The sequence below is a fragment of the Faecalibacterium prausnitzii genome (assembly GCF_003324185.1).
Taxonomy (GTDB): domain Bacteria; phylum Bacillota; class Clostridia; order Oscillospirales; family Ruminococcaceae; genus Faecalibacterium; species Faecalibacterium prausnitzii.
This window is the reverse complement of the sequence record NZ_PXUP01000005.1, coordinates 1-19,059: the sequence shown is the minus strand read 5'-3', so window position 1 is coordinate 19,059 and position 19,059 is coordinate 1. Positions and strand designations below refer to the sequence as shown.

Annotated in this window: 16 protein-coding genes and 1 pseudogene; 8 read left to right on the top strand and 9 right to left on the bottom strand. The window is 43.9% G+C overall.

Annotation, left to right across the window (positions count from 1 at the left end; translation table 11 throughout):
• Positions 1 to 19: 19 nt before the first annotated feature.
• Positions 20 to 3,163, bottom strand: coding sequence for a hypothetical protein (locus C7J97_RS04620; protein WP_113992240.1), 3,144 nt, complete (start codon positions 3,161 to 3,163; stop codon positions 20 to 22).
• A 373-nt stretch (positions 3,164 to 3,536) separates the two neighbouring features.
• On the opposite strand from C7J97_RS04620, the gene C7J97_RS04615 reads away from it, so the two are divergent.
• Entirely contained in the window at positions 3,537 to 3,878 is a 342-nt protein-coding gene (locus C7J97_RS04615; protein WP_113992241.1) for a helix-turn-helix domain-containing protein, read from the top strand.
• Between the two features lie 246 nt (positions 3,879 to 4,124).
• Here C7J97_RS04615 and C7J97_RS04610 read toward each other — a convergent pair whose 3' ends face one another.
• The 5 genes from C7J97_RS04610 to C7J97_RS04590 form a co-directional block, all read right to left on the bottom strand.
• The gene (locus C7J97_RS04610; RefSeq protein ID WP_113992242.1) at positions 4,125 to 5,381 is read right to left on the bottom strand and encodes an AAA family ATPase; all 1,257 of its coding nucleotides are present in this window, start codon (positions 5,379 to 5,381) and stop codon (positions 4,125 to 4,127) included.
• 14 nt (positions 5,382 to 5,395) lie between these two features.
• Complete coding sequence (locus tag C7J97_RS04605; RefSeq protein WP_113992243.1) at positions 5,396 to 6,040, bottom strand: relaxase/mobilization nuclease domain-containing protein; 645 nt, start codon at positions 6,038 to 6,040, stop codon at positions 5,396 to 5,398.
• The gene (locus C7J97_RS04600; protein ID WP_242983436.1) at positions 6,015 to 6,254 is read right to left on the bottom strand and encodes an antitoxin; all 240 of its coding nucleotides are present in this window, start codon (positions 6,252 to 6,254) and stop codon (positions 6,015 to 6,017) included. The genes C7J97_RS04605 and C7J97_RS04600 overlap by 26 nt, the downstream gene beginning before the upstream one ends.
• A 370-nt stretch (positions 6,255 to 6,624) precedes the next feature.
• The gene (locus tag C7J97_RS04595; RefSeq protein ID WP_113992245.1) at positions 6,625 to 6,822 is read right to left on the bottom strand and encodes a helix-turn-helix domain-containing protein; all 198 of its coding nucleotides are present in this window, start codon (positions 6,820 to 6,822) and stop codon (positions 6,625 to 6,627) included.
• A 297-nt stretch (positions 6,823 to 7,119) separates the two neighbouring features.
• Positions 7,120 to 8,868, bottom strand: a complete 1,749-nt coding sequence (locus C7J97_RS04590; RefSeq protein ID WP_113992246.1) for a hypothetical protein — start codon at positions 8,866 to 8,868, stop codon at positions 7,120 to 7,122.
• Between the two features lie 147 nt (positions 8,869 to 9,015).
• On the opposite strand from C7J97_RS04590, the gene C7J97_RS04585 reads away from it, so the two are divergent.
• The 6 genes and pseudogenes from C7J97_RS04585 to C7J97_RS04570 all read left to right on the top strand — a co-directional run bounded on the left by C7J97_RS04585 (position 9,016) and on the right by C7J97_RS04570 (position 14,174).
• Positions 9,016 to 10,716, top strand: coding sequence for a hypothetical protein (locus C7J97_RS04585; protein ID WP_113992247.1), 1,701 nt, complete (start codon positions 9,016 to 9,018; stop codon positions 10,714 to 10,716).
• A gap of 18 nt (positions 10,717 to 10,734) precedes the next feature.
• Complete coding sequence (locus C7J97_RS04580; RefSeq protein ID WP_113992248.1) at positions 10,735 to 12,189, top strand: ATP-binding protein; 1,455 nt, start codon at positions 10,735 to 10,737, stop codon at positions 12,187 to 12,189.
• A gap of 86 nt (positions 12,190 to 12,275) precedes the next feature.
• Complete coding sequence (locus C7J97_RS14805) at positions 12,276 to 12,497, top strand: hypothetical protein (RefSeq protein WP_147232748.1); 222 nt, start codon at positions 12,276 to 12,278, stop codon at positions 12,495 to 12,497.
• Between the two features lie 92 nt (positions 12,498 to 12,589).
• The gene (locus C7J97_RS04575; protein ID WP_113992249.1) at positions 12,590 to 12,826 is read left to right on the top strand and encodes a hypothetical protein; all 237 of its coding nucleotides are present in this window, start codon (positions 12,590 to 12,592) and stop codon (positions 12,824 to 12,826) included.
• 67 nt (positions 12,827 to 12,893) lie between these two features.
• A pseudogene (locus tag C7J97_RS15615) lies at positions 12,894 to 12,959 on the top strand (zinc-ribbon domain-containing protein); the annotation flags it as partial.
• A gap of 144 nt (positions 12,960 to 13,103) precedes the next feature.
• Complete coding sequence (locus C7J97_RS04570; RefSeq protein ID WP_242983435.1) at positions 13,104 to 14,174, top strand: tyrosine-type recombinase/integrase; 1,071 nt, start codon at positions 13,104 to 13,106, stop codon at positions 14,172 to 14,174.
• A gap of 104 nt (positions 14,175 to 14,278) precedes the next feature.
• Here C7J97_RS04570 and C7J97_RS04565 read toward each other — a convergent pair whose 3' ends face one another.
• Together C7J97_RS04565 and C7J97_RS04560 are read right to left on the bottom strand one after the other, a co-directional pair.
• The gene (locus tag C7J97_RS04565; protein WP_113992251.1) at positions 14,279 to 14,938 is read right to left on the bottom strand and encodes a helix-turn-helix domain-containing protein; all 660 of its coding nucleotides are present in this window, start codon (positions 14,936 to 14,938) and stop codon (positions 14,279 to 14,281) included.
• Entirely contained in the window at positions 14,919 to 15,596 is a 678-nt protein-coding gene (locus tag C7J97_RS04560; RefSeq protein WP_181823389.1) for a DUF3990 domain-containing protein, read from the bottom strand. The genes C7J97_RS04565 and C7J97_RS04560 overlap by 20 nt, the downstream gene beginning before the upstream one ends.
• 181 nt (positions 15,597 to 15,777) lie before the next feature.
• On the opposite strand from C7J97_RS04560, the gene C7J97_RS04555 reads away from it, so the two are divergent.
• The gene (locus C7J97_RS04555) at positions 15,778 to 17,370 is read left to right on the top strand and encodes an AAA family ATPase (RefSeq protein WP_113992252.1); all 1,593 of its coding nucleotides are present in this window, start codon (positions 15,778 to 15,780) and stop codon (positions 17,368 to 17,370) included.
• Between the two features lie 143 nt (positions 17,371 to 17,513).
• Here the strand turns inward: C7J97_RS04555 and C7J97_RS04550 are convergent, their stop codons facing one another.
• Complete coding sequence (locus C7J97_RS04550) at positions 17,514 to 18,671, bottom strand: XRE family transcriptional regulator (protein ID WP_113992253.1); 1,158 nt, start codon at positions 18,669 to 18,671, stop codon at positions 17,514 to 17,516.
• Positions 18,672 to 19,059: the final 388 nt, after the last annotated feature.

Sequence of the window (19,059 nt, the reverse complement as noted above, 5' to 3'; positions counted from 1 at the left end):
GAGAAACTACCTCCCAAAATTATTCAATTGTCGCCAAGTGATTCGGCTTAGTTGCCATCACAAGAATCTTTTTAAGCCCCTTTGTCTCCTGTAGTTTTTTCTGGTACTCCACTTCACTGGGGAATTCATTGTTCAACCATTGGATGTAAAAAGCATACGACCCCTTCTGTGCAAACATATCATCATACATTTTGTTCAACACACACTGATTGCCTGTTACTTCACCCAGTGAATACTTTTTCACGATTTCATAAAATTGATTACGATGTTCCACGGCTTCTTCATAGGAGTGACATTCCAACGCGTCCGGAACAGTTCCGAAAATGATTTTCAGTTCAAGATTTGCAAGCAGCGACATGGTAAATTTAATTTTAGGCTCATACGATGTTACGACATTATTATTTTCATCAACCACATCATACTGAATGGCAAATCTTACAGCTGTATCAAACTGCTCTTTCGCTGAAGCGTTCTTCTTCAGATACGAAAGCATCTTGTTGGCATAGATTTGATACTGTACCTGCTGGTTTGCCTCTTCCATCTCATCCGTCCAGTCAAAATCCAGCGGATGCTCTTTGATCCATGTACATATAAAATTGACTTTTTTCTGTGCTACATCCCTCTCTGCTTCTGTATACAAAGAATAATAGTTTTGGCACTCGGAGATGTCCCCCATTCTGTCGTCCAGCGCCTTATAAAGATAACACTCAATTTTAGCCAGTGCAGAAATATTCACGTCCGGATTCTGCAAATGCTTTTCCAACGACTCTGCCGACCAGAAATCCATAAATTCTTTGCGTTCAGCCGCAGTTTTCGCCCTTTTTGCGGCACGTTCTTTTGGATCTATCAGCAGTTCTTCCAGCGTGCTCTTGTCTAATGGAGATAATATTTTAAGCAACCTGCTGATTTCCGGCTCCGTAAAGTAGTCTGCCTGACTGCATTTAATGTCATGGCTCATAAACATGCATCTACCGTTTTCCGTGTTATTTTCGATTTCTCTCGTATAAAGGTTTTTATACAGTTCAATATTAAAATTATCTACAAGCACTCTCAGCAATTTAATGATGGTTTCATTGTTCTCCATTGCCGGGATATCCCATGTCTCATTTTCCGGGAGTTCTGCCAGTAGTTTTTTTACCTTCTTGGTTGCTGACCAGAACTTCAAATGTCTCAAGAAATCGCAATCGCCGCTGTAACCGAATCGATATGTTCCAAGCTCGCAAACATTGCCACTCATTCGATCTTCATCCGGAAGAGTCATCACTGTATAGCCGGATAGTTTTAGTTCATCATAATCTACTGCAACCGTGTCGTCATCCATATCTTTTCCGCGAATAATGCAATAAAGTTTTTCCGGCGTAAAAGCAAGAAAGTCGCTGTAAAAAGCAGCAATTGGGCCGTTAGCTTCCTGGTCAACATCACCTGCATACTTTGCATAGTATTTTTCAAATTCTTCTGAGCCTTTTAAGTACAGCGCATCTCCCTTGGTCAGTTGCTTATCAGCCATTATCTTGTAGAAGCACTGAGTTTCCTCTTTGGGGTGAGTCGCCGTATACTTTTTGCCGCCAAGTTCTGACTGCATCCGAATCGCATACGGTTCCAGTTCGGTTTGCAACAGTGCATACTTTTTGACAAGCCGTTTTGCAAACTGCACATCTGCTTCCAACTGTTCTAGGTTGTTCCCTTCCATATCCAGATTCATCTGATATTTCAGTTTGAAAATACAGATTTCTTTTGCGCAGTCCACAAACGAATCGTAAATACCAAGGTATTTTGTAATATCCTCCAAATCTCCCGCCCCACTGCCAAAATACAGATATGCGATTGCATAGAGATTTGCATCATATGGATACTGCATGGTATAGGTTTTCAAGAACTCCGCTATCGTGTTCTTATCAATGCTACCTTGGTCAAAAATATCTACCAATTCTTCGCATATATTTTTCTCCTGCTGTGCACTGACCAGAATATCCGTTTCTATTCCAAGCGAATCGGTATACTCAATGTCAACATTATCCCCAAACGCCCGGAAGATCATATCAATGGCCCGTTCGTATTGCTCTGTATCAAACACAGCTTTTAATTTTTCCGCAAAGGCCCTTTGTTCTTTACTTGCATGTGCAGAATCCATAAAAGAGTTGGCAAATCGGTTCACCGCAGAAGTCGCTGCTTTGTTTGCTGTGTACAGTGCATTTTTTTGGAACTGTGAAAGATCTGATACCGCAATTTCCAGATTCCGCTGCCCACTGCGGAGTGCCGAAATATAGTCGATATATTCATGACGTCCCTGTTCTTTTTCAGGATAGAACTGCTCGTACAGTTCAATCATATGCTCAAACACATGCAGGAAATCCCGGCAAGATTCCTGCGCAATTTCCCTATACTTCAAACGGAAATTCTGGATCACATCCGCTTTCACGCTGCGGCGGCGCAGGCCGCTCGTAGTAGCACGCAGAATGCTTTCCTGCGCCTCCTTGAATGCTTGTGCAAAGGTCAGCATCGTTTCATAAAAATGGTCACCACAAGCACCCGGGTTGTTTAAAGCTTCTGCTTGTTTATCCAGATAAAATTTACGTGCCTCCTGCAAAATCGGCTTCAATTCCCGTGCGACACCATTATACGCATCGAATGATTTATCGAACACGATCACCTTTTGGAGGTAGTAAAAGCTCTGACTTCCATCCTCAGGCTTTTCCTCCGCAAACCTTATTCCACTTTTGGGGGAGATATTGATGTTCGCCGGATCAAAAAGTTCCTGCCGATACTCTTCCTCAAAATAGTCTTCCATCTTCTTCCACTGGCTGTAGTCTGGCCATTTGCCTGTTATCAGGATTCCAAGCAGCAAACTATAGACCTCAGGCTGTTTTTCAAGCCATTCACGGAACTCTTCTTCGGACAGACCGTACTCATCCAGAAGGCCCACACCCGAAATCAACGCGTTTTCAGCCGGACTGAGATTATCATTTATCACTTCTTTCAAGCCGCCATGATAGACTTCATCCAAACAGGAATAGTCCAATGCACTGATTTCCTCTTGTAGCAGATTCAGTTCATCCTCTTCTGAACCCCAATAGGATAGTTCCTTAGAACCTTCCGGAATCAGTAATCCGTCCAGCATGTCAATAGCCTGTTTTAGATTTGAATATAATTCCGACTTAACCATGTTATACCTCCTTGTCGGACGTTTGCTCTTCGTCCGGTTATCTTTATATAGAGTAGGCATAAGCAACATAGTTGTTTGCCATTCTACCAATCGTACCCCGGCTTTCACGAATCGCAGCCACACCAATGCTGTCCGCCGACAACTGTATAAACTGTTTCATGTGCCGCAGTCTATGCAACATCTTTGATTGCTATTCCTTCAAAGCCTGTATGTCCTTTACAATAGTAACAGAAAGGCCGGTGATGCCGAGCGTTTTTTCGTAGAACATAACGATTTATGCTATTGCTAGTATACGACTTATCTAATTACCAGTCAAGACTTCAAAAGATAAAATCGTAAGTACACACTACGATTTATCCAAGGAGGCTAAACCATGGAACGAGAGAAGCCCACATTTGATATCCTAGGCCGTATTGAGCGGGAACGCCTTGCCCGTGGCTGGTCTGAGTATGCCCTCGCAGAAAATTCTGGCTTGACACAATCTACCATTTCTACATGGCGCAGACGGAATCTTCAACCCAATGTAGCTTCTCTTGAGAAAATCTGCTCCGGCCTTGGTATCTCGCTTTCTCAGTTCTTTCAGGAGGAAGACTCTGTTTACTTAACCCCCGATCAAAAGGAAATTCTTGATCTCTGGGCTAAACTCTCTCCTGCTCAAAGAACTGCGGTCTCTCAAATGCTGCGTTCCTTCCTATATATAAAGGAAGAGGTATAAAATTTTTCCGCTCGTGAGCCGCTTGTGTCAAAAGCGAATTTCCGCGAGCACCCTCTCACGGCACACCCATTTTCAGAATGGGTGTGCTATAGGGGCGCTTGCAAAAATTCACTTTCGACACGCGCGTCTCACTCACGGACTATGTTTTTGTAGCTTCTTATATAAGATAAAATTCAACTATTCCACAGCAAAATACGGTCAAGCCCATGAAGGACTTGACCGTTTTATCATTTTGAATAACAGGTTTTAGATACAAGATTCCCGAATTTTTGCCAGATCACTGATCAGCAGCGTTTCATGTTCCAGAAGCTCTTTCTGGACAGCAAGGAGGAAATCCCTGTTGTCATGGAGAATCTTATATGCTCTGCGGTAAAGTTCTTCCAGTTTTGCTGATTTGATGGCTTCATTATAAGAAAGTCTCTGCTCGGACATTCTGTTGTCCCCTGATTCAATTCCTACGAAGCCACCACCTGCAAAGTGACACTGCCAAATATCCATGAGCTTATCTGCTTGCTCTATATCGGCCGATGCCTGAATATCCATAACACCATAGATCAGAGACACACCCGCTCTGCCTGCCAATGTTTTGGTCACTTCATCCAGAAATTCCTCCTCATTTTGTGCATAAGTAGCACAGCCATTTGCCATACCACCGATCACACCTTGGCTTCCGCGAACCGTGACAATTCCAATGCTTCCGGGGTGAAGAACTTCTCCGACCACTGCATGGGCAGCTTCATGTACTGCAATCTTCTGCAACTCTGTGGAGTCGGTTTCCTTATCCGTCTTTTGGAGTTTATATACCACCTGAAGAAGAGCTTCTATGATATCTTCCTTCTGGATGTGCTCATGACTTTGGTAGACACTGTTCAGCGCAGCAAGGTTCATTACCGTTTCCAGTGTAGCACAGCTTACCTTGGGCATAGCCTTGACGATATCTGAGATCAGCACATCCTCTGCCAAATCTTTATCCCTGAGATAGTAGCTGACAATGTTCTCTGCATTCTCTCCAATCGGAGGTTGCAGATAGATCACATAATCAAATCTACCCGGTCTCAACAGGGATGGTGGCATATACCTTGTATCGTTAGTAGTAGCAATCACAAAAAGATCTGTGTCCTTTGTATCATCAATACAGGCTTGCAGACAAGCCCATTCCGGAGCATAGGGAGAGGTGGATTCTACATAGAGGTTCAAATCTTCTAGGAGCAGTATACTAGGTGCTTCCTCCTTTGCCATAGCAAATACAGCCCTTAATTCATCCAGAAAACTGTTTTCCTGACTGGTTTTACGAAAAACAAAGGGCTTTCGTTCAGATTCCTCCATCAGGATAGATGCCAGCAGACTTTTTCCAAGACCGGGATCAGATTCCATCAGCAGCCCTCTTGGAATAGAAATGCCCTTTCTTTTATAAACCTCCGGTCTTTTTAGAATATCCAGAATCTGACGCAGAATCTCTTTCGTAGATTCGTAACCGATAACTTTTTCATCAAACTTATCCATTGTATTCTCCCTTCTTATTTGCGCTTTGATTTTATGTTCTGAATCATTTGACCTTTTGCAGTTATCGGAACGCTTCCGTATCGAACGATATCGTCACCATACAATGCAGCTTCTCTTGACTGCCTCATTTGGATATTATTTTGAAGCAGTTCGTCAAACTCAAATTTCCATTGATTTGTTACCATCTCAAGCATTTTCCGTTCAGTTTTCCATTGAATATGAAACATATTCTGTGTTTGAAATGATACTGCACAAACTGCAAAATGAATATGTACATTAAATCTATCCGCATGAATTCCATAGGCTGTAATATAACCTTTCTTCGCATAGATACTTGCTATTCTTTCTGCTAGAGATACTACATCCTGTGGCAAAATACAATCTGTTGCTGCGAAGGAAACAATGCGGTGTTTTGCAAACTGCGGAATACCTTTATGTCTTCTCCTGACTTCAAAAAGCATCAGGTTATAAACGGCACTTGGATCACACAAATATTCATTGGGAATCATCGCTGGCTGACAACCTGCCAAGGTATTTGTTATAGTATTCGCTCTTTGACTATCTTCTGCTGTCTTATCTAATCTAAGAATATATTGCAATAAATGTTTTAAGTCCTCCGAAGTTTCATACTTATCATTTTTGAGTTCGATATAACACATATCTATGAACCTCCTCTTTTATCCCTTCCAGATCTTTTTCACTCGCATAATATCCAATATTAGATATAATTTCATCAACAAGGTCTGCATCTATTTCAGTAAAGTAGATTGCGCTCTTAAATACTTCTGTTGCATTTTTACCAGTTTCATCCATTCTCTGTTGTAGATGAATTTTATCTTCATCTGTCAATCGTATACTAAAGATATTTCCCATTATAATCACCTTCTTTCTATTCATATATTTCATAAAGATAAATTAATATCATTGAAAATATAGATGAGAATTTATAGAATAAAATATTATTTATGACGGCATCCGCCTCCCCCTCCTAGCAAGAATAGCCAAATGTATATACACTACACATTCGGCTGCTCTTGTGCGACTGTTTGTACTACAACTATTCCATTCAGCCGCTTTATCCTAATGTTAGTGTCATTAATAAAGATTAACTTTCACCTTCCTTCTGCTCTATACATTATTTAGCATTAACATTGGATTACCCGTATGTACATCACTCCATCAAGCACTACTTTCAGGCAATAGAAAACCCACATGGAACATCATCCATGTGGGTTTTTTCATGTTACCACCCAACTGATTTCATGTGAGATTCCTGTACAATATATTCCTGTACCGCTCTCTTAGGAATCCTCCAAGATCGGCCGATCCTCATAGCTTTTATCTTTCCCGACTTCAAAAGCTTATAGGTGGTGTTCATACCGCATCCCAGCATATCAGCGACTTCTTCTGGGGTGATCAAAGTGTCATAGCAATCAAACATAACGGCAAATCCTCCTTTGGTGGGTTACTATAATGTTGCCGAAGGTCAAATCACACCAGATACAGAGAAAGGGCGACCACTTGCGTGATCGCCCCTTTCGTTATCTCCTATTTACTTTCAACAGAAGCATTTTCGACAATTAGAAAAATTTTGCTCTGAAATTTTGCCTCTGCCCGGAATTTTAGAGCACTTTGAATTAATTTTTTTCTGAATATGTCGAAAATCCCCTTTGATTACATGCTCTTAATCGCACTATATCAATTGAGTCAAAATCAACTTTCCTCCTTCAGTGAATCTTCATCCGAAGACACTATAAAAGACACCGCCCTCATCAATTTGCTTTTGTGCCCACAGTACACCTTCAATATATCCTTCTGGATAATCGCTCTCATCATTTAATTTTTCTAGTTCTTCCGGTGTGAGGTCAATTCCAAGAAACTTTAAGTCCCCGCATATATTGTTCTTCACGTTTTTTCGCCATATTTTACGACACATGAATTCCTTGTCATTATCTGATCCATACATGCCATAATAACACTCTTTATATATTTCGGTTGCAAGTTGATTTATCACCTCTGCCGAGATATCTTGCCATTCTCCCTCTTCACTTTTCGGATTCCATCTTTTTATTTTTCTTTTCTCTGGATCATATCTCATCCCATACATTCTTTCCGAAAACATCATCGACTCATCCTCAATCTCCAACTCTGAATTTTTATACCCAAGATCCAATCCAATTTGCTTGATAAACCACCCGTAACTGTTCGCCCAGCCATTCTTGTAGTATCGATTATTCACTGAATACAATTCAATTATAAAATTCAATATGTACACCCGATTCGTTGGGCATTTTTTTATTTTATGAGCCTTATTGTCTTGTGCGCCTTTCCCTTCCAAACTATCATATGCTTTTCCAAAAAGTCTTTCAAAATTTCTATCAATATAATCACAAATCAACTTAGTAGCACACTCTATTCTGGAATCATATGTCTCCAACCAGCTTATTCCCTCAATAATCAAGAACATCACAGTCCGCATATAATCACAAAACTGCAATACTGTATCTTCTGAATCGAGTAACTCCACCTGGTCAAATTCTCGGATATAAAATGCTATCGGCCTCCGAATCGTCTTTTGGATTTGTTCTTCCAGCTTTTGATAACTAAAGTCTTTATTCAAAAGAGCGTTATTTAGATTTTCTGCAACATTCAAAATTGTATCATAGCGAAATATAGACTCTTCCGCATAGTAAGCTACGACCTTCTCACTTACAGAACTTCCTTCAACTCTTTGTTTCTTAGCATTATAAGCATTCTCAATAATTTTTCTGTAAAGTTCATTCAACCGTGTACTTAGTTTACTTTTATATGATTCCCCTGTCGATCTCCATCTTTCCATTTTTGCCGCAAACTCAACAACACCACTTTTATCTTTTGTTCTTTCTGTTTTTTTGCTTTTTTGTTTTTCAACTTTTTCTGGAAAATATATTCCTATTCTTTCAACTAGCTTTTTTGTAGTTGATAATGCAAAACCATTGATTTCATCTGTGCTTGGCGCATATAAAATCGGCGGACAGAACGAAGCATCTTTATCCATAGACCCTATAAGCTGCTCTCTATTCTCGTTATAATTTTTTATGTATTCTTCTACAGATTCATTTTTTGATACTCCACCGAAATCTTTTTTTAGTATTTCCTGGATAACTTGAGCAAACTCAATTTGGGGAGCGCACAAATATTTTATTGACAATGCAACACACGCCAATGTGTTGCTCATAATCATTCTTTCCGCATCACACTGACTTAAGTTTTTTTGATCAATTGTCCGCTGCATACCTGTAACAAGCCATGCTGTTGTCAATGCTTTTATCACAATGACTCTTGATTGGCTTTCAATGCTACATTCTTCCAGTTTTGGAAATTTTTCTTGAAGGCACCTTACATAGACTTCCACATTCATTCCATAGCACTTTTCAAGTACTGATTTATACGCCTTTACTTCTTCTTCCGTTTCAAACAAAACAATATTGCTCATCCGGTCAGGCATCTTGCATTTCCTCCCTTGCACAATGTTCATCCGTTTTCAAGTAAAACTATATCCAAAATATTTTTATTTTTTTCGATAGTTCTCCTAGTGATTTCAAGGCACAGTTTCGATATGCTTATGTCATCAAAATGAAAGGGGCTCAGAATCATGAGCATGTCGAATTATCGCGTATTTTCTGAAAATCCTTATCCTCTGGTTCAAGAGGAACCGATTCCCGCCATCAGCTTTCTTGATGACTGCGGCAACCAGTTTTTTGACAAAGCAACCGTTCAATCTCTTTTGAAAGCAAAGGATATACAGTTCCAGCAGAAAGATAAGCTGCTCCTGCAAAGGGTAAATTCTTCTGAAAAAGAGGAACTAAAGGCGTACAAAAAAGCCTTTAACCGCTTTGACACAGTTTCATACTTTGTTGACCAGTGTGGTTGTCCGGCAATCTGTAAAACTCGGTATCTCGGCGATAAATATAGTGTCCAAAAACGCCTCACCACCTGTTACGACTTTCACGCTATCTTAATCAAGGAGTATACCGTTGATGGCAAAATAGTACATCTCATCGGGATATCTTTCAAAAGATCTCGCGGTATTGTAATCCGGCTGTTATTTGAGAAAGACAAATTCACCGCTAAAGCATTCTATAAAGCGTTTATCGCCGCTGGCGGAAGCTGTTGTTATAGTGAGAACAGTAAGATGCAGTTAGATTTACTTTTTGGTTTTTTAGGCTTCATCTTGGATACTGAACAAACCGCCTTGATACCGCCTATTGGTTGGTTTCATCTGGACGACCGCTGGATTTATACTTCTTATAAAGAGGATTGTTGCTCTGACCCGTTGCTAAGCACCTCCATCCCCTTAGTCCTAATAAAGATTTTGGCGACTCTCAAGACACGAATGTCGGACAAGTTCAATGGTGGTAAATACCTTTTTGCAATATCTAGCAACTATTTCCCTCTTCATATAAGGTTAACGGTTGACAACAAGCCGAAGCAATTTGATCAGATGCTTGGTCAGTACCGTATCGCAGCTTTGTTACCAGTCTACGGTGACGATCCGATGCTCACAGCTACCGTTGGCGACTATCGTTCAAAAACGAATTTTGCAACACTGATTACGCGGACTAAAACAGATCCTCGTTTTCCGCTGTGCCTTATCGTATCTACGAACGGCATTACTGAGTTGCAGCAGAAGCACTGTCTGTTCTTGCCTCACGAGGAAAGCCATACAGCCGCGCTGCCTCTGACAGAAATTGTTAGCAAGCTGTGTGCCCTTGTTGAGCACAACCCAGATGCCTTTGAGCGCATCGTTGAGCGATCCTACACAACTGCTTTAGGTTCCTTGGATGAAGAATGCGCCTTTCGGAATGAAATCGCGCTTCTAAGCGTTTCATCCGCTGTTCTTTGCTGGGCATTAAAACTCCTTAAGCAGCCGGATTCAGCGCAAACAACACACGAGGTCTGTCAGGCATACATCAATAATTGCTTATCCGAGTGGGACAGCTCGCTGGATTGCAACGCAAAGGAAATTTTACACAAGGCACTCTTTTCGGCAAGCGAAGCCGGTGATATTCGTTTTATACGCTATGAAGAGGTCGATTCCAGCTATGACCCTGAACGGGACATCGTCCAAAAAAAGGATGCTTTCCTTCTGAAAGGGTCTTTGCTGAAGTCTCTGCTCCATGAGTATGCACCGGGATATAGTGCATCCGATGTTATTTCGCGTTTGCAAAGTGAGCATCTGCTCTCTGAGTTCAGCACTGCCAAAAAGATTCGCATTAACAGCGGAACCTATGTAGATGCTCGACTCTTGACTTTGAAGTGCAGTTGCTTAACCGAATATGAAGATTCTGATTAAAACAGGAGGGACAGAACCATGAAGTTGAAAATAGGCTCTACCTATCAAAAAGCCGTTACAATCGTTGAAAAACTCAAGGAGGGGAACGCTTCCATTTTTATCTGTGGAAAAAGCGGCGTAGGAAAGTCTACTCTTTCCTACAATATTATAAGGGGGCTGCTGGAGTCAGGTGTTCGGATCGTAGTCATAGATCACCGGCACGCTGTGTCTTTTCCAGTAGAACTAGAACCGTATGTACATCGTCAGGACGTATCTCAAAAGCCACTCAAGCTGCATTTGTTCGGGGCATCAGATAATCCAGCGGATGCGGCTGCATCTTTCGCTGATACTATCACATCCGTTATCGCTCTGTCGAATACACAAAAACAGCTATTGCGGTCTCTTTTAAAAGAGGTGCTTCGCGCTTCACCGGCTCCGAATGAAGTGCTGGAATACCTGCATCAGGAGATCAAGAGTTCTCATTCACGCTCTGCGCCCGGTTTGGAAAACGCCTTGGCACCCCTATTTGCACAAAAGCTTTTTGAGGATGGTGACATAGAGTTTTCTCCCGGCATCACCTTGCTGGATTTGAGCTCGTTTTCGTTATCCACGCAACACATCGTTGAAGAGGTGCTTTTTGCAGCACTGTTACGAGAAGCCACCCGCGAGGATTTTTCGCCTACCTTTTTGTATCTGGACGAGTTAAGCAACTATCCACTGCGCTCTTCCAACGCACTGGGGCGAATCCTCTGTGAGGGCCGCAAACAAGGTCTGTACGCACTGCTGGTTGCCCAGAGCATTCGTGTGTTCAAGTCTGAGCAACGGATTTTGCTTCAGCAATGCAAATATATGATGTGTTTCCAGCCAGCGGATGAAGAGGTTCGTATGTGTGCCCGTTTAATTAGTTCGTCAGGTGGAACCAAGTTGACTTCCATGCTAAAGAGTCTTCAGGTTGGTGAGTTCATGGTCTCCGGCCCAGTTTATGTAGGTGATTCTGATACGCCGACTACCAAGCCACTGGTCGTCCATAGTAAGTCACCAGAGGATGTCGTTCCTGCCAATGGCCCGCTGGCGATTCCGGTACCTTCCGATACAGAACCGATCCTGCCCCCAGCGCAGATTGACCTTCTTCTGCCGTTGGACGCTCTTGATGACTGTGACGATGAAGAAGCCGCTCCCAGCAAACCGGAAACCGTAACGGAGAACGCCTGTCCTCTGCTGCCGGATTCGCCTTCGGAGCCTTCCATTGAACCGCTGCATCTTCGTGATAAATCTTCTGCTCCACAAGAGCAAAGTCAATCCCAGCAACTGCAGCTGCTTCGATCTGCAGTTTTTACATCCGTTCCTATGAACTCGTATTACGGTAATTATAACTGTTCTTGGCCACCAGCACAAGTGCAACCGGAAACCTTTTCTTACCCGAACATGGATTTCAGTTCACTGATTCAACAGGATGATGCGCAGATTTCCTTTCAAGCGCTTATCACGCCATAAGGCAAAATGTACGCTAATTCAAGCAGATATGCTTATCATGAAGCAATCCGCTTCGCATTCAATTTTAATTTCAGGAGGAAAACACTATGGGCGCTCCAATTTACTTTACAACGCCTCCATGTTGCCACTCCGGCGATTGTGAATACATCGATTGTAGTGCTATCACGCTGCGTGACCAGAGTCAATTTTTTAACTGCGGCTATGTCGTTCCCCCTTTAAACGCCCAATATGAGGAAGTACAACCCGATTTGCATTCTTTGGAGCGTTATGACTTCTCAAAAATGCCAGATCTTCCCTGGTACCCTTAATCGCCCTTTAAGAGTCCTATATCTCAAAAAGATATGCTTATTATGAAAAGCCACCTGTGCTTTCCATCATTTTGCGAAAGGAGAGAAACATTATGGTTAATAAGCCGCAGGATTTTCTTACACTAACAGGTGCCGCACGCCGTGCACGGAGCGAAGGTTATGATATAACATACCACGGTCTCCGCAATCTCGTAGCCGCCGGTTACATAAGTCACGTACCGAACGGATCACGTATCTACGTGTTTTACCCCAATGTGATCCGCTTTCTCCAGAAGGGGCTCACGGCTGAGCAGAGCCTGGACTACCAGCTCTCCCGCGCCCGTAACTGATCTAACCGTTCGCCCTCAGTATCCTCCGATGCTGAGGGCATTTTTTTGAAGCAGGAGGTTCAAATCTATGTTCTGTGAAAATTGCGGTCATCAAATCTCAGATACCGCTAAATTCTGCTCTGCCTGCGGTCATCCCGTTGGCACAGCGCCATCCCCCGGTGCAGTAGCTCCACCTGCCGTTCCAGCCAAACGAGAATCGCCCCGGCTGAAAGCCTCGTCTGGCAATGGCAGCATCACACGAATGTCCGGAACACGCCGGAAGCCATGGCTGCTCCGAATGCCGATCCCTGATCCTCACACCGGAATTACAGTCATGAAGGCTGTTGGCACCTACGTCACCCGTGAAGAAGCAGAAGCTGTCCGCGCAGAGATGATGAAGCGTCCGGCCACACCCTATCAGGACTCTACCCTGCAGGACTGCTTCCGGATGTTCAAAGAGTCCCGTGAATATAAGGGCCGGTCCGATAAGGCTCGCGAGCTCTATGACATTGCGTGGAAATATCTCCGTCCGCTGTGGCACTTCAAAATTGCCGCCCTCTATGCGCAGGACTTTCAAAACATCTTAGACAAGATGGCCGATAACGGCCTGTCTCAAAGTATGTTGGAAAAAGAGCGTACTCTTATCAGTAAGCTGTATCGCACAGCCATTGGTTGGCGTGTCGTGGATGCCAACCTTGCATCTGTCCTGAAAGTCGAAGGACGCAAATCTCCGGAACGCGAGATTTTCACGGACGAACAGGTGACGCTGATCCTGAGCCAAAAGGACACGCCCACCGGGCAGATGGTAATTGCTCTTCTGGCCTGCGGAGTGCGTATCTATGAGCTGCTGCACTTCAAACACGAAGATTTTCACCGCACGGAATCCGGTGCTTATCTGATCGGCGGCTGCAAGACCGAGGCCGGACGCAACCGCATCATTCCCATTCTCGACTTTGGCATTCCGGTTTTTGAACATGCGTATGCCACCTCTGTGGAAAACGGTCCGCTCTTTCCCAATGGAAAAGGCGGTTTCTGGAACGAAAAGAACTGGCGCAACCGCAAGTTCTATCCTTTTCTGGAGGAAATCGGCATCCAGCCGAATCCTTACGACGAAAATGGTAAGCGCAAACCGGAGTTTGCCGGGAAGCTCGCCACCTATACGCCCTACACCACCCGCCATACCTACGCCAGCCTTTGTGACCGCGCAGGCGTCAACAAGGATATCCTGAAACGCGCTGTCGGGCACACGCCCAAATCCAAAACGCTGGATGAAGTCTATCTCCATCCGAAAGCGACCCAGATGATCGAAGCATTTGATAAGGCCAATCAGCTGGTCAATGATGAAGTTCTGACCACAACGAAGGCATAACAACTTCAAAGAGAAAAGCTGCCGATCCGTGAGAATCTTTCTCTCATGGATGGCAGCTTTCTTTTTTGTTTGCACAATCTGTGTCAGGTCTCATCGCTTCATTCTTATTTAAAATTCAGCGGTGAAACTTTCTCCATCAGATCCTCCACATTGCAATTCAGCGCACGCGCAAGGCGAAGCAGCGTTTCTGCTTGTGCTTTGTTGATGTCCTTCTGTCGCTGTTCGTACTGCTGGATGGTACGCACAGACACATCAGCCTGTCCTGCCAGTTCCGATTGGCTCAATCCGGCCAATGTGCGCATGGCTTTCAGGTTTGTTTCCGGCTTTGCCACACGGTACAACTCGTTCATCTTGTCTGCAAACTGCCGTACATCCATCTCGTGGTAAGGCGTATACAGCAGCCGCACCTCCGTGATAGACACTGCCTGTTCAATCTCCGCAAAGCACAAACTGGTCAGCCACTGGTAATAGGCAAGAGCCCAACCTGTCCAGTATTCCGGGCTGCGGTCGTAGGCATACGAGGGTTTCTGCATGGGCACGACTTCGCCCGCCTGCTCCAGTACAGCGCGGGCAAGTTCTACACCGGACAAGCCCACCAACACAGAACAATCCCCCTGTTCAAACCGAAAAGCCATCTTACTGATAAGAAACCACTGCCATGCCGTCTCCAACGGATAATTCAGATCGTTGACAAGATAATCCAACATCCGGGCAAGATTTTTCTGTGCAGCAGAAAGATAGCTTTTATCGTAAGCGTGGATCATTGGGCTTCATCTCCTCGTCGAGAATCGTGGTAATATAAAGGTCTCCCCTCTGACGGCGGTTGCGCTCCACGTCAAAATATTGGCGGCGGGCTGTCTGGTCACGGAAGGCCTTTTTCTTATACCATTCTTTAGAGTCTGCGGTCTCATAGCCGAGAAATTCCAGCTGTTCAAAGGCCGCTTTGCTTTTCAGCACGAACTGCTGCCCCAGCTTGCCCAAGCGCATGGCATTGCACAACTGGCGGTAAGAGATTGCGCCGTTGATAAAATCAGATGCAAAGGAAAAATAGCTGTCATCTGCCCTGTAGCCAATGATGATATCTGCAGACTTATAGTCGAGGTGAAAAGTGTTCATCAGGTATTCTTTGGCTTCTGCGGCCAGCGGGGCAGAAGTATCGAATTCGCGGTTCTCCAAAAGAATCGTCAGCCAATGCAGCATCGTGTAACCGGGAGCGTTCAAATCCAGAATGGTCAAACCGTCGCATTCGATTTTATACCGGTTAGCGTAGCCATTGTGATCGATGCCAACGCCCCACTCTTTTGCCATGTTAGGATTCTCGGTGCAGTAAAAACCAACACCGTAATCATTATAGGTCTTACCATAGCCGAACTTTGGCTTTTCAATAATATGATCCGAACCGTGATAAATTGTTTTTTCCACAGAACCACCTCCTCGCTCTAATTATACTCCCGCAGGAGTATGCACGCAAGAGCTTTATATGAGAATTACGCTATGCACAACACAAGATGTTTTCTTTTCGCTTTGATCAACCCGTTCTTGTGCTTCCTGATGGATTAGAGTATAATGAATACAATGATATTTTCAGGATAGGAGGCATCATATGGGAAGCTATCTGAATCCGGGCAGCAAGGGCTTTCAGGAAAGCCTAAACTCCGAAATCTATGTAGATAAGACCGGATTGATCGAAAAGACCAATGCCGTTTTGAACACCAGACAGAAGTTCATCTGTGTCAGTCGTCCTCGCCGTTTCGGCAAGTCGATGGCTGCCGATATGCTAGCCGCTTACTATGACCGTGGTGAGAATTCCGCATCGTTGTTCAGTTCCTTGAAAATCCACTATGTGTCATCTTATCAGCAGCACCTCAACCAGTATGACGTAATCAAAGTCAACATGCAGGAATTTCTCAGCATGACGCATAGCATGGATGAAATGCTAACAATGCTGCAAAAATATCTTGTATTTGATTTAACGGACCATTTTCAAAATGTCCGTTTTCGGGATAAAAACAACCTCATTCAGGTCATGAAAGACATTTATGCAAAAACAAATCGTTCTTTCGTGATTTTGATTGACGAATGGGATTGCCTGTTTCGGGAATACCAGCAAAATCAGGATGCGCAGAAGAAATATCTTGACTTTCTGCGAGCTTGGCTCAAAGACAAGGATTACGTTGCATTGGCCTACATGACAGGCATCTTACCCATTAAAAAGTACGGCTCCCACTCTGCACTAAATATGTTTACTGAGTATTCCATGACCGATCCCGGTGAACTGGCAGAGTATTTTGGCTTTACCGAATCAGAAGTGTCTGCTCTTTGCGAAAAGTATCAGATGAGCTTTGAGGAGGCCAAAGCATGGTATGATGGCTATGACCTGATTGCGCATCGGCGGTCCGGAGATGAGCATTATTCCATGTACAGCCCTAAATCTGTTGTGGATGCGATGCTGCGGCACAAATTCGGCACTTATTGGAACCAAACCGAAACCTATGAAGCCTTGAAAATTTATATCCAGATGGATATGGATGGCTTGCAGAATGCGGTTGTCCGAATGCTGGCAGGCGAAGCCATAAAAATCAACACGGGCACTTTCAGCAATGACATGACCACCTTTGCCAGCAAAGACGATGTTCTGACCCTGCTGGTGCATTTGGGTTATCTGACCTACAATAGCATAGATGAATCCGTGACTATTCCCAACAAGGAAGTCTCGCAGGAATATGTCAATGCCCTCAGCACGATGAACTGGCACGGTGTAATGGATTCCATAGAAGCGTCTCGCAGGCTGCTGGAAGCACTATGGGCGATGGATGCGGATGCTGTAGCCGCCGGAGTTGACAAAGCACATGAAGAAGTGTCAGTTCTTCAATATAACGATGAAAATTCGTTGAGTTGTATCATCAATCTGGCTTTCTATTTTGCACGAGAGTATTACACGATAGTGCGGGAGTTGCCTGCAGGTAAAGGCTTTGCCGATGTGTGTATGATTCCTCACAGGATGCATCTAGACAAGCCCGCAGTAGTAATCGAACTGAAATGGAACAAGAGTGCATCTGGTGCACTTGCTCAAATCAAGGAGAAACACTATGGAAACGCCTTGAAAGATTATCAAGGGAACCTTCTGCTAGTGGGCATCAACTATGATAAAGCCACCAAAAAACACGAGTGTCTCATCGAGAAAATTCAAAAGTAGCCGTTTCCACATCTAACTCGTTGTTTCTCTTTGGAGTCTTTCAATAAAATTTTTCGCCACTTTCAAGGAAAGCCATCCCCTCCACTGACAAGAAAAACCGTCAACGCATGAGAGAAATCTCTCACGTTTGACGGTTTTCTTTTTTACCCTAAAAGCACTCTTGCTCTGCGCTGTACCTCTTTTTCGATCATCTTCAAGCGATTTGGCGGCAGATTATAACGTGTCGCTCTGCGGTCAAAATGGAAATCCAGCAGCTTATGGAGCATTGCACGGTGACGAGGCTTCATTACGTTCTTTGCTGCTGCAAAGAAATCATCGTATGCAAGCGGAAGCAGTGTACGGGCATACTCATCAAATGCTTTCTGATCGTCCCAAAGATCCGTTCCGCCCAGACTGAACAGCGAGTTTCCGTGGTCAAACAGCGGTGCGGGGGCCGCAATCGTGTTGGTTTTATTGTCTACCAGCACACCAAAATTTCCATAGTGGCGGTCTGTATTGCAGATGATCGCATCAAAGACCAGCATATCTTCCAGCGCATCCACAAAGTTCTGACCTAACGTCTGATAATACGCAAAAATTGCTTTTATTCCACCTTTGGACACAAGCTGTCCGATGGGAATATAAGAATGCTCTTTGCTGGTGAACAGCTCACACTTGGAACAAAGCGTCTTTTTCAGATCTTTTGTCAGGGTGTAGCGAATCGCATTCACGCCCATCACCTGTGCAACTTGATAAGCATACATTTCCGAGTACGGTTCAAACCCCAGATTGCTGAACCCTGACGTGCCACCTTTATAAAGATAGATTTTTCCGTTTTGCCTGCGCCAGCATTTGGGCAGCATCCCGTTGGTCGAGAACTCCGGGCAGGACGCAAGCGAAGTTCGTATGCTGCTGCCATATCCTGTAAAGGCGATTGCTGCCAGCACCTGACTGAATCGGTTATCGTAAAGATTTACTTTTTCAAAGGTGTCACCGGAGCCCTCTGCATCTACCCAAAAGCAATCATTGAGTGAAAGACCTTTATTGGCTGCAATAATTCCAAGCGGTCGATTCAAAGAAAGCCCCACCTTAGAGAGCAGAGCGTCTACATACGCTCGGTTCTTCGGAATTGCGCGATGCCGCAGCCAGCGTTCTACACCATCTTCTGATACAGTCAGATTCAAAGGTAGAAAAGAACGGTTTTCTTCGTAGACTTTTATAATATGGAGGCCAGTATCTGCACTGTCCATGTTTGCTTCAAAGGTAAACAGCGGCAAATCAAAATGCCGGATGGTGTAGCGCACAGCGATTTCTCCTTTCATCCATGATCTTTTCCTTTATTGTACGGCATCAGAATCCGAATGAAAAGCACCGTCGTCATTCTGCACAAAATTCAAGGATAAAATTTTATACCCAAAAATCTGCAAAAATCGGGTTTCTGAGGTCATTTTGCCGTTCCTCTCCGAATTTTGCTACAGATCTGCTACAAACTTGCTACAAACGACTGAAAAGGGGGCCTCCTACACGTTTCATTATCAACATGCAAAAGTGAATCCGTTTCACTTTTGTATATCAAAAAGCACGTAGGTACAAGAAAAAGCCGCTTACCTTTTCAGGTAAACGGCCTTACGTTTGGTGGAGCATTGTCCACAGCACTCGAACCCAACACCTCTTCACGGGAGATGGTTTTGGAATCGTCCGTGAAGTTGA

Coding starts and splice junctions, on each gene's coding strand:
- C7J97_RS04620 (WP_113992240.1), bottom strand. CDS start 3,163: ATGGTTAAGTCGGAATTATATTCAAATCTAAAACAGGCTATTGACATG.
- C7J97_RS04615 (WP_113992241.1), top strand. CDS start 3,537: ATGGAACGAGAGAAGCCCACATTTGATATCCTAGGCCGTATTGAGCGG.
- C7J97_RS04610 (WP_113992242.1), bottom strand. CDS start 5,381: ATGGATAAGTTTGATGAAAAAGTTATCGGTTACGAATCTACGAAAGAG.
- C7J97_RS04605 (WP_113992243.1), bottom strand. CDS start 6,040: ATGTGTTATATCGAACTCAAAAATGATAAGTATGAAACTTCGGAGGAC.
- C7J97_RS04600 (WP_242983436.1), bottom strand. CDS start 6,254: ATGGGAAATATCTTTAGTATACGATTGACAGATGAAGATAAAATTCAT.
- C7J97_RS04595 (WP_113992245.1), bottom strand. CDS start 6,822: ATGTTTGATTGCTATGACACTTTGATCACCCCAGAAGAAGTCGCTGAT.
- C7J97_RS04590 (WP_113992246.1), bottom strand. CDS start 8,868: ATGCCTGACCGGATGAGCAATATTGTTTTGTTTGAAACGGAAGAAGAA.
- C7J97_RS04585 (WP_113992247.1), top strand. CDS start 9,016: ATGAGCATGTCGAATTATCGCGTATTTTCTGAAAATCCTTATCCTCTG.
- C7J97_RS04580 (WP_113992248.1), top strand. CDS start 10,735: ATGAAGTTGAAAATAGGCTCTACCTATCAAAAAGCCGTTACAATCGTT.
- C7J97_RS14805 (WP_147232748.1), top strand. CDS start 12,276: ATGGGCGCTCCAATTTACTTTACAACGCCTCCATGTTGCCACTCCGGC.
- C7J97_RS04575 (WP_113992249.1), top strand. CDS start 12,590: ATGGTTAATAAGCCGCAGGATTTTCTTACACTAACAGGTGCCGCACGC.
- C7J97_RS04570 (WP_242983435.1), top strand. CDS start 13,104: ATGCCGATCCCTGATCCTCACACCGGAATTACAGTCATGAAGGCTGTT.
- C7J97_RS04565 (WP_113992251.1), bottom strand. CDS start 14,938: ATGATCCACGCTTACGATAAAAGCTATCTTTCTGCTGCACAGAAAAAT.
- C7J97_RS04555 (WP_113992252.1), top strand. CDS start 15,778: ATGGGAAGCTATCTGAATCCGGGCAGCAAGGGCTTTCAGGAAAGCCTA.
- C7J97_RS04550 (WP_113992253.1), bottom strand. CDS start 18,671: ATGAAAGGAGAAATCGCTGTGCGCTACACCATCCGGCATTTTGATTTG.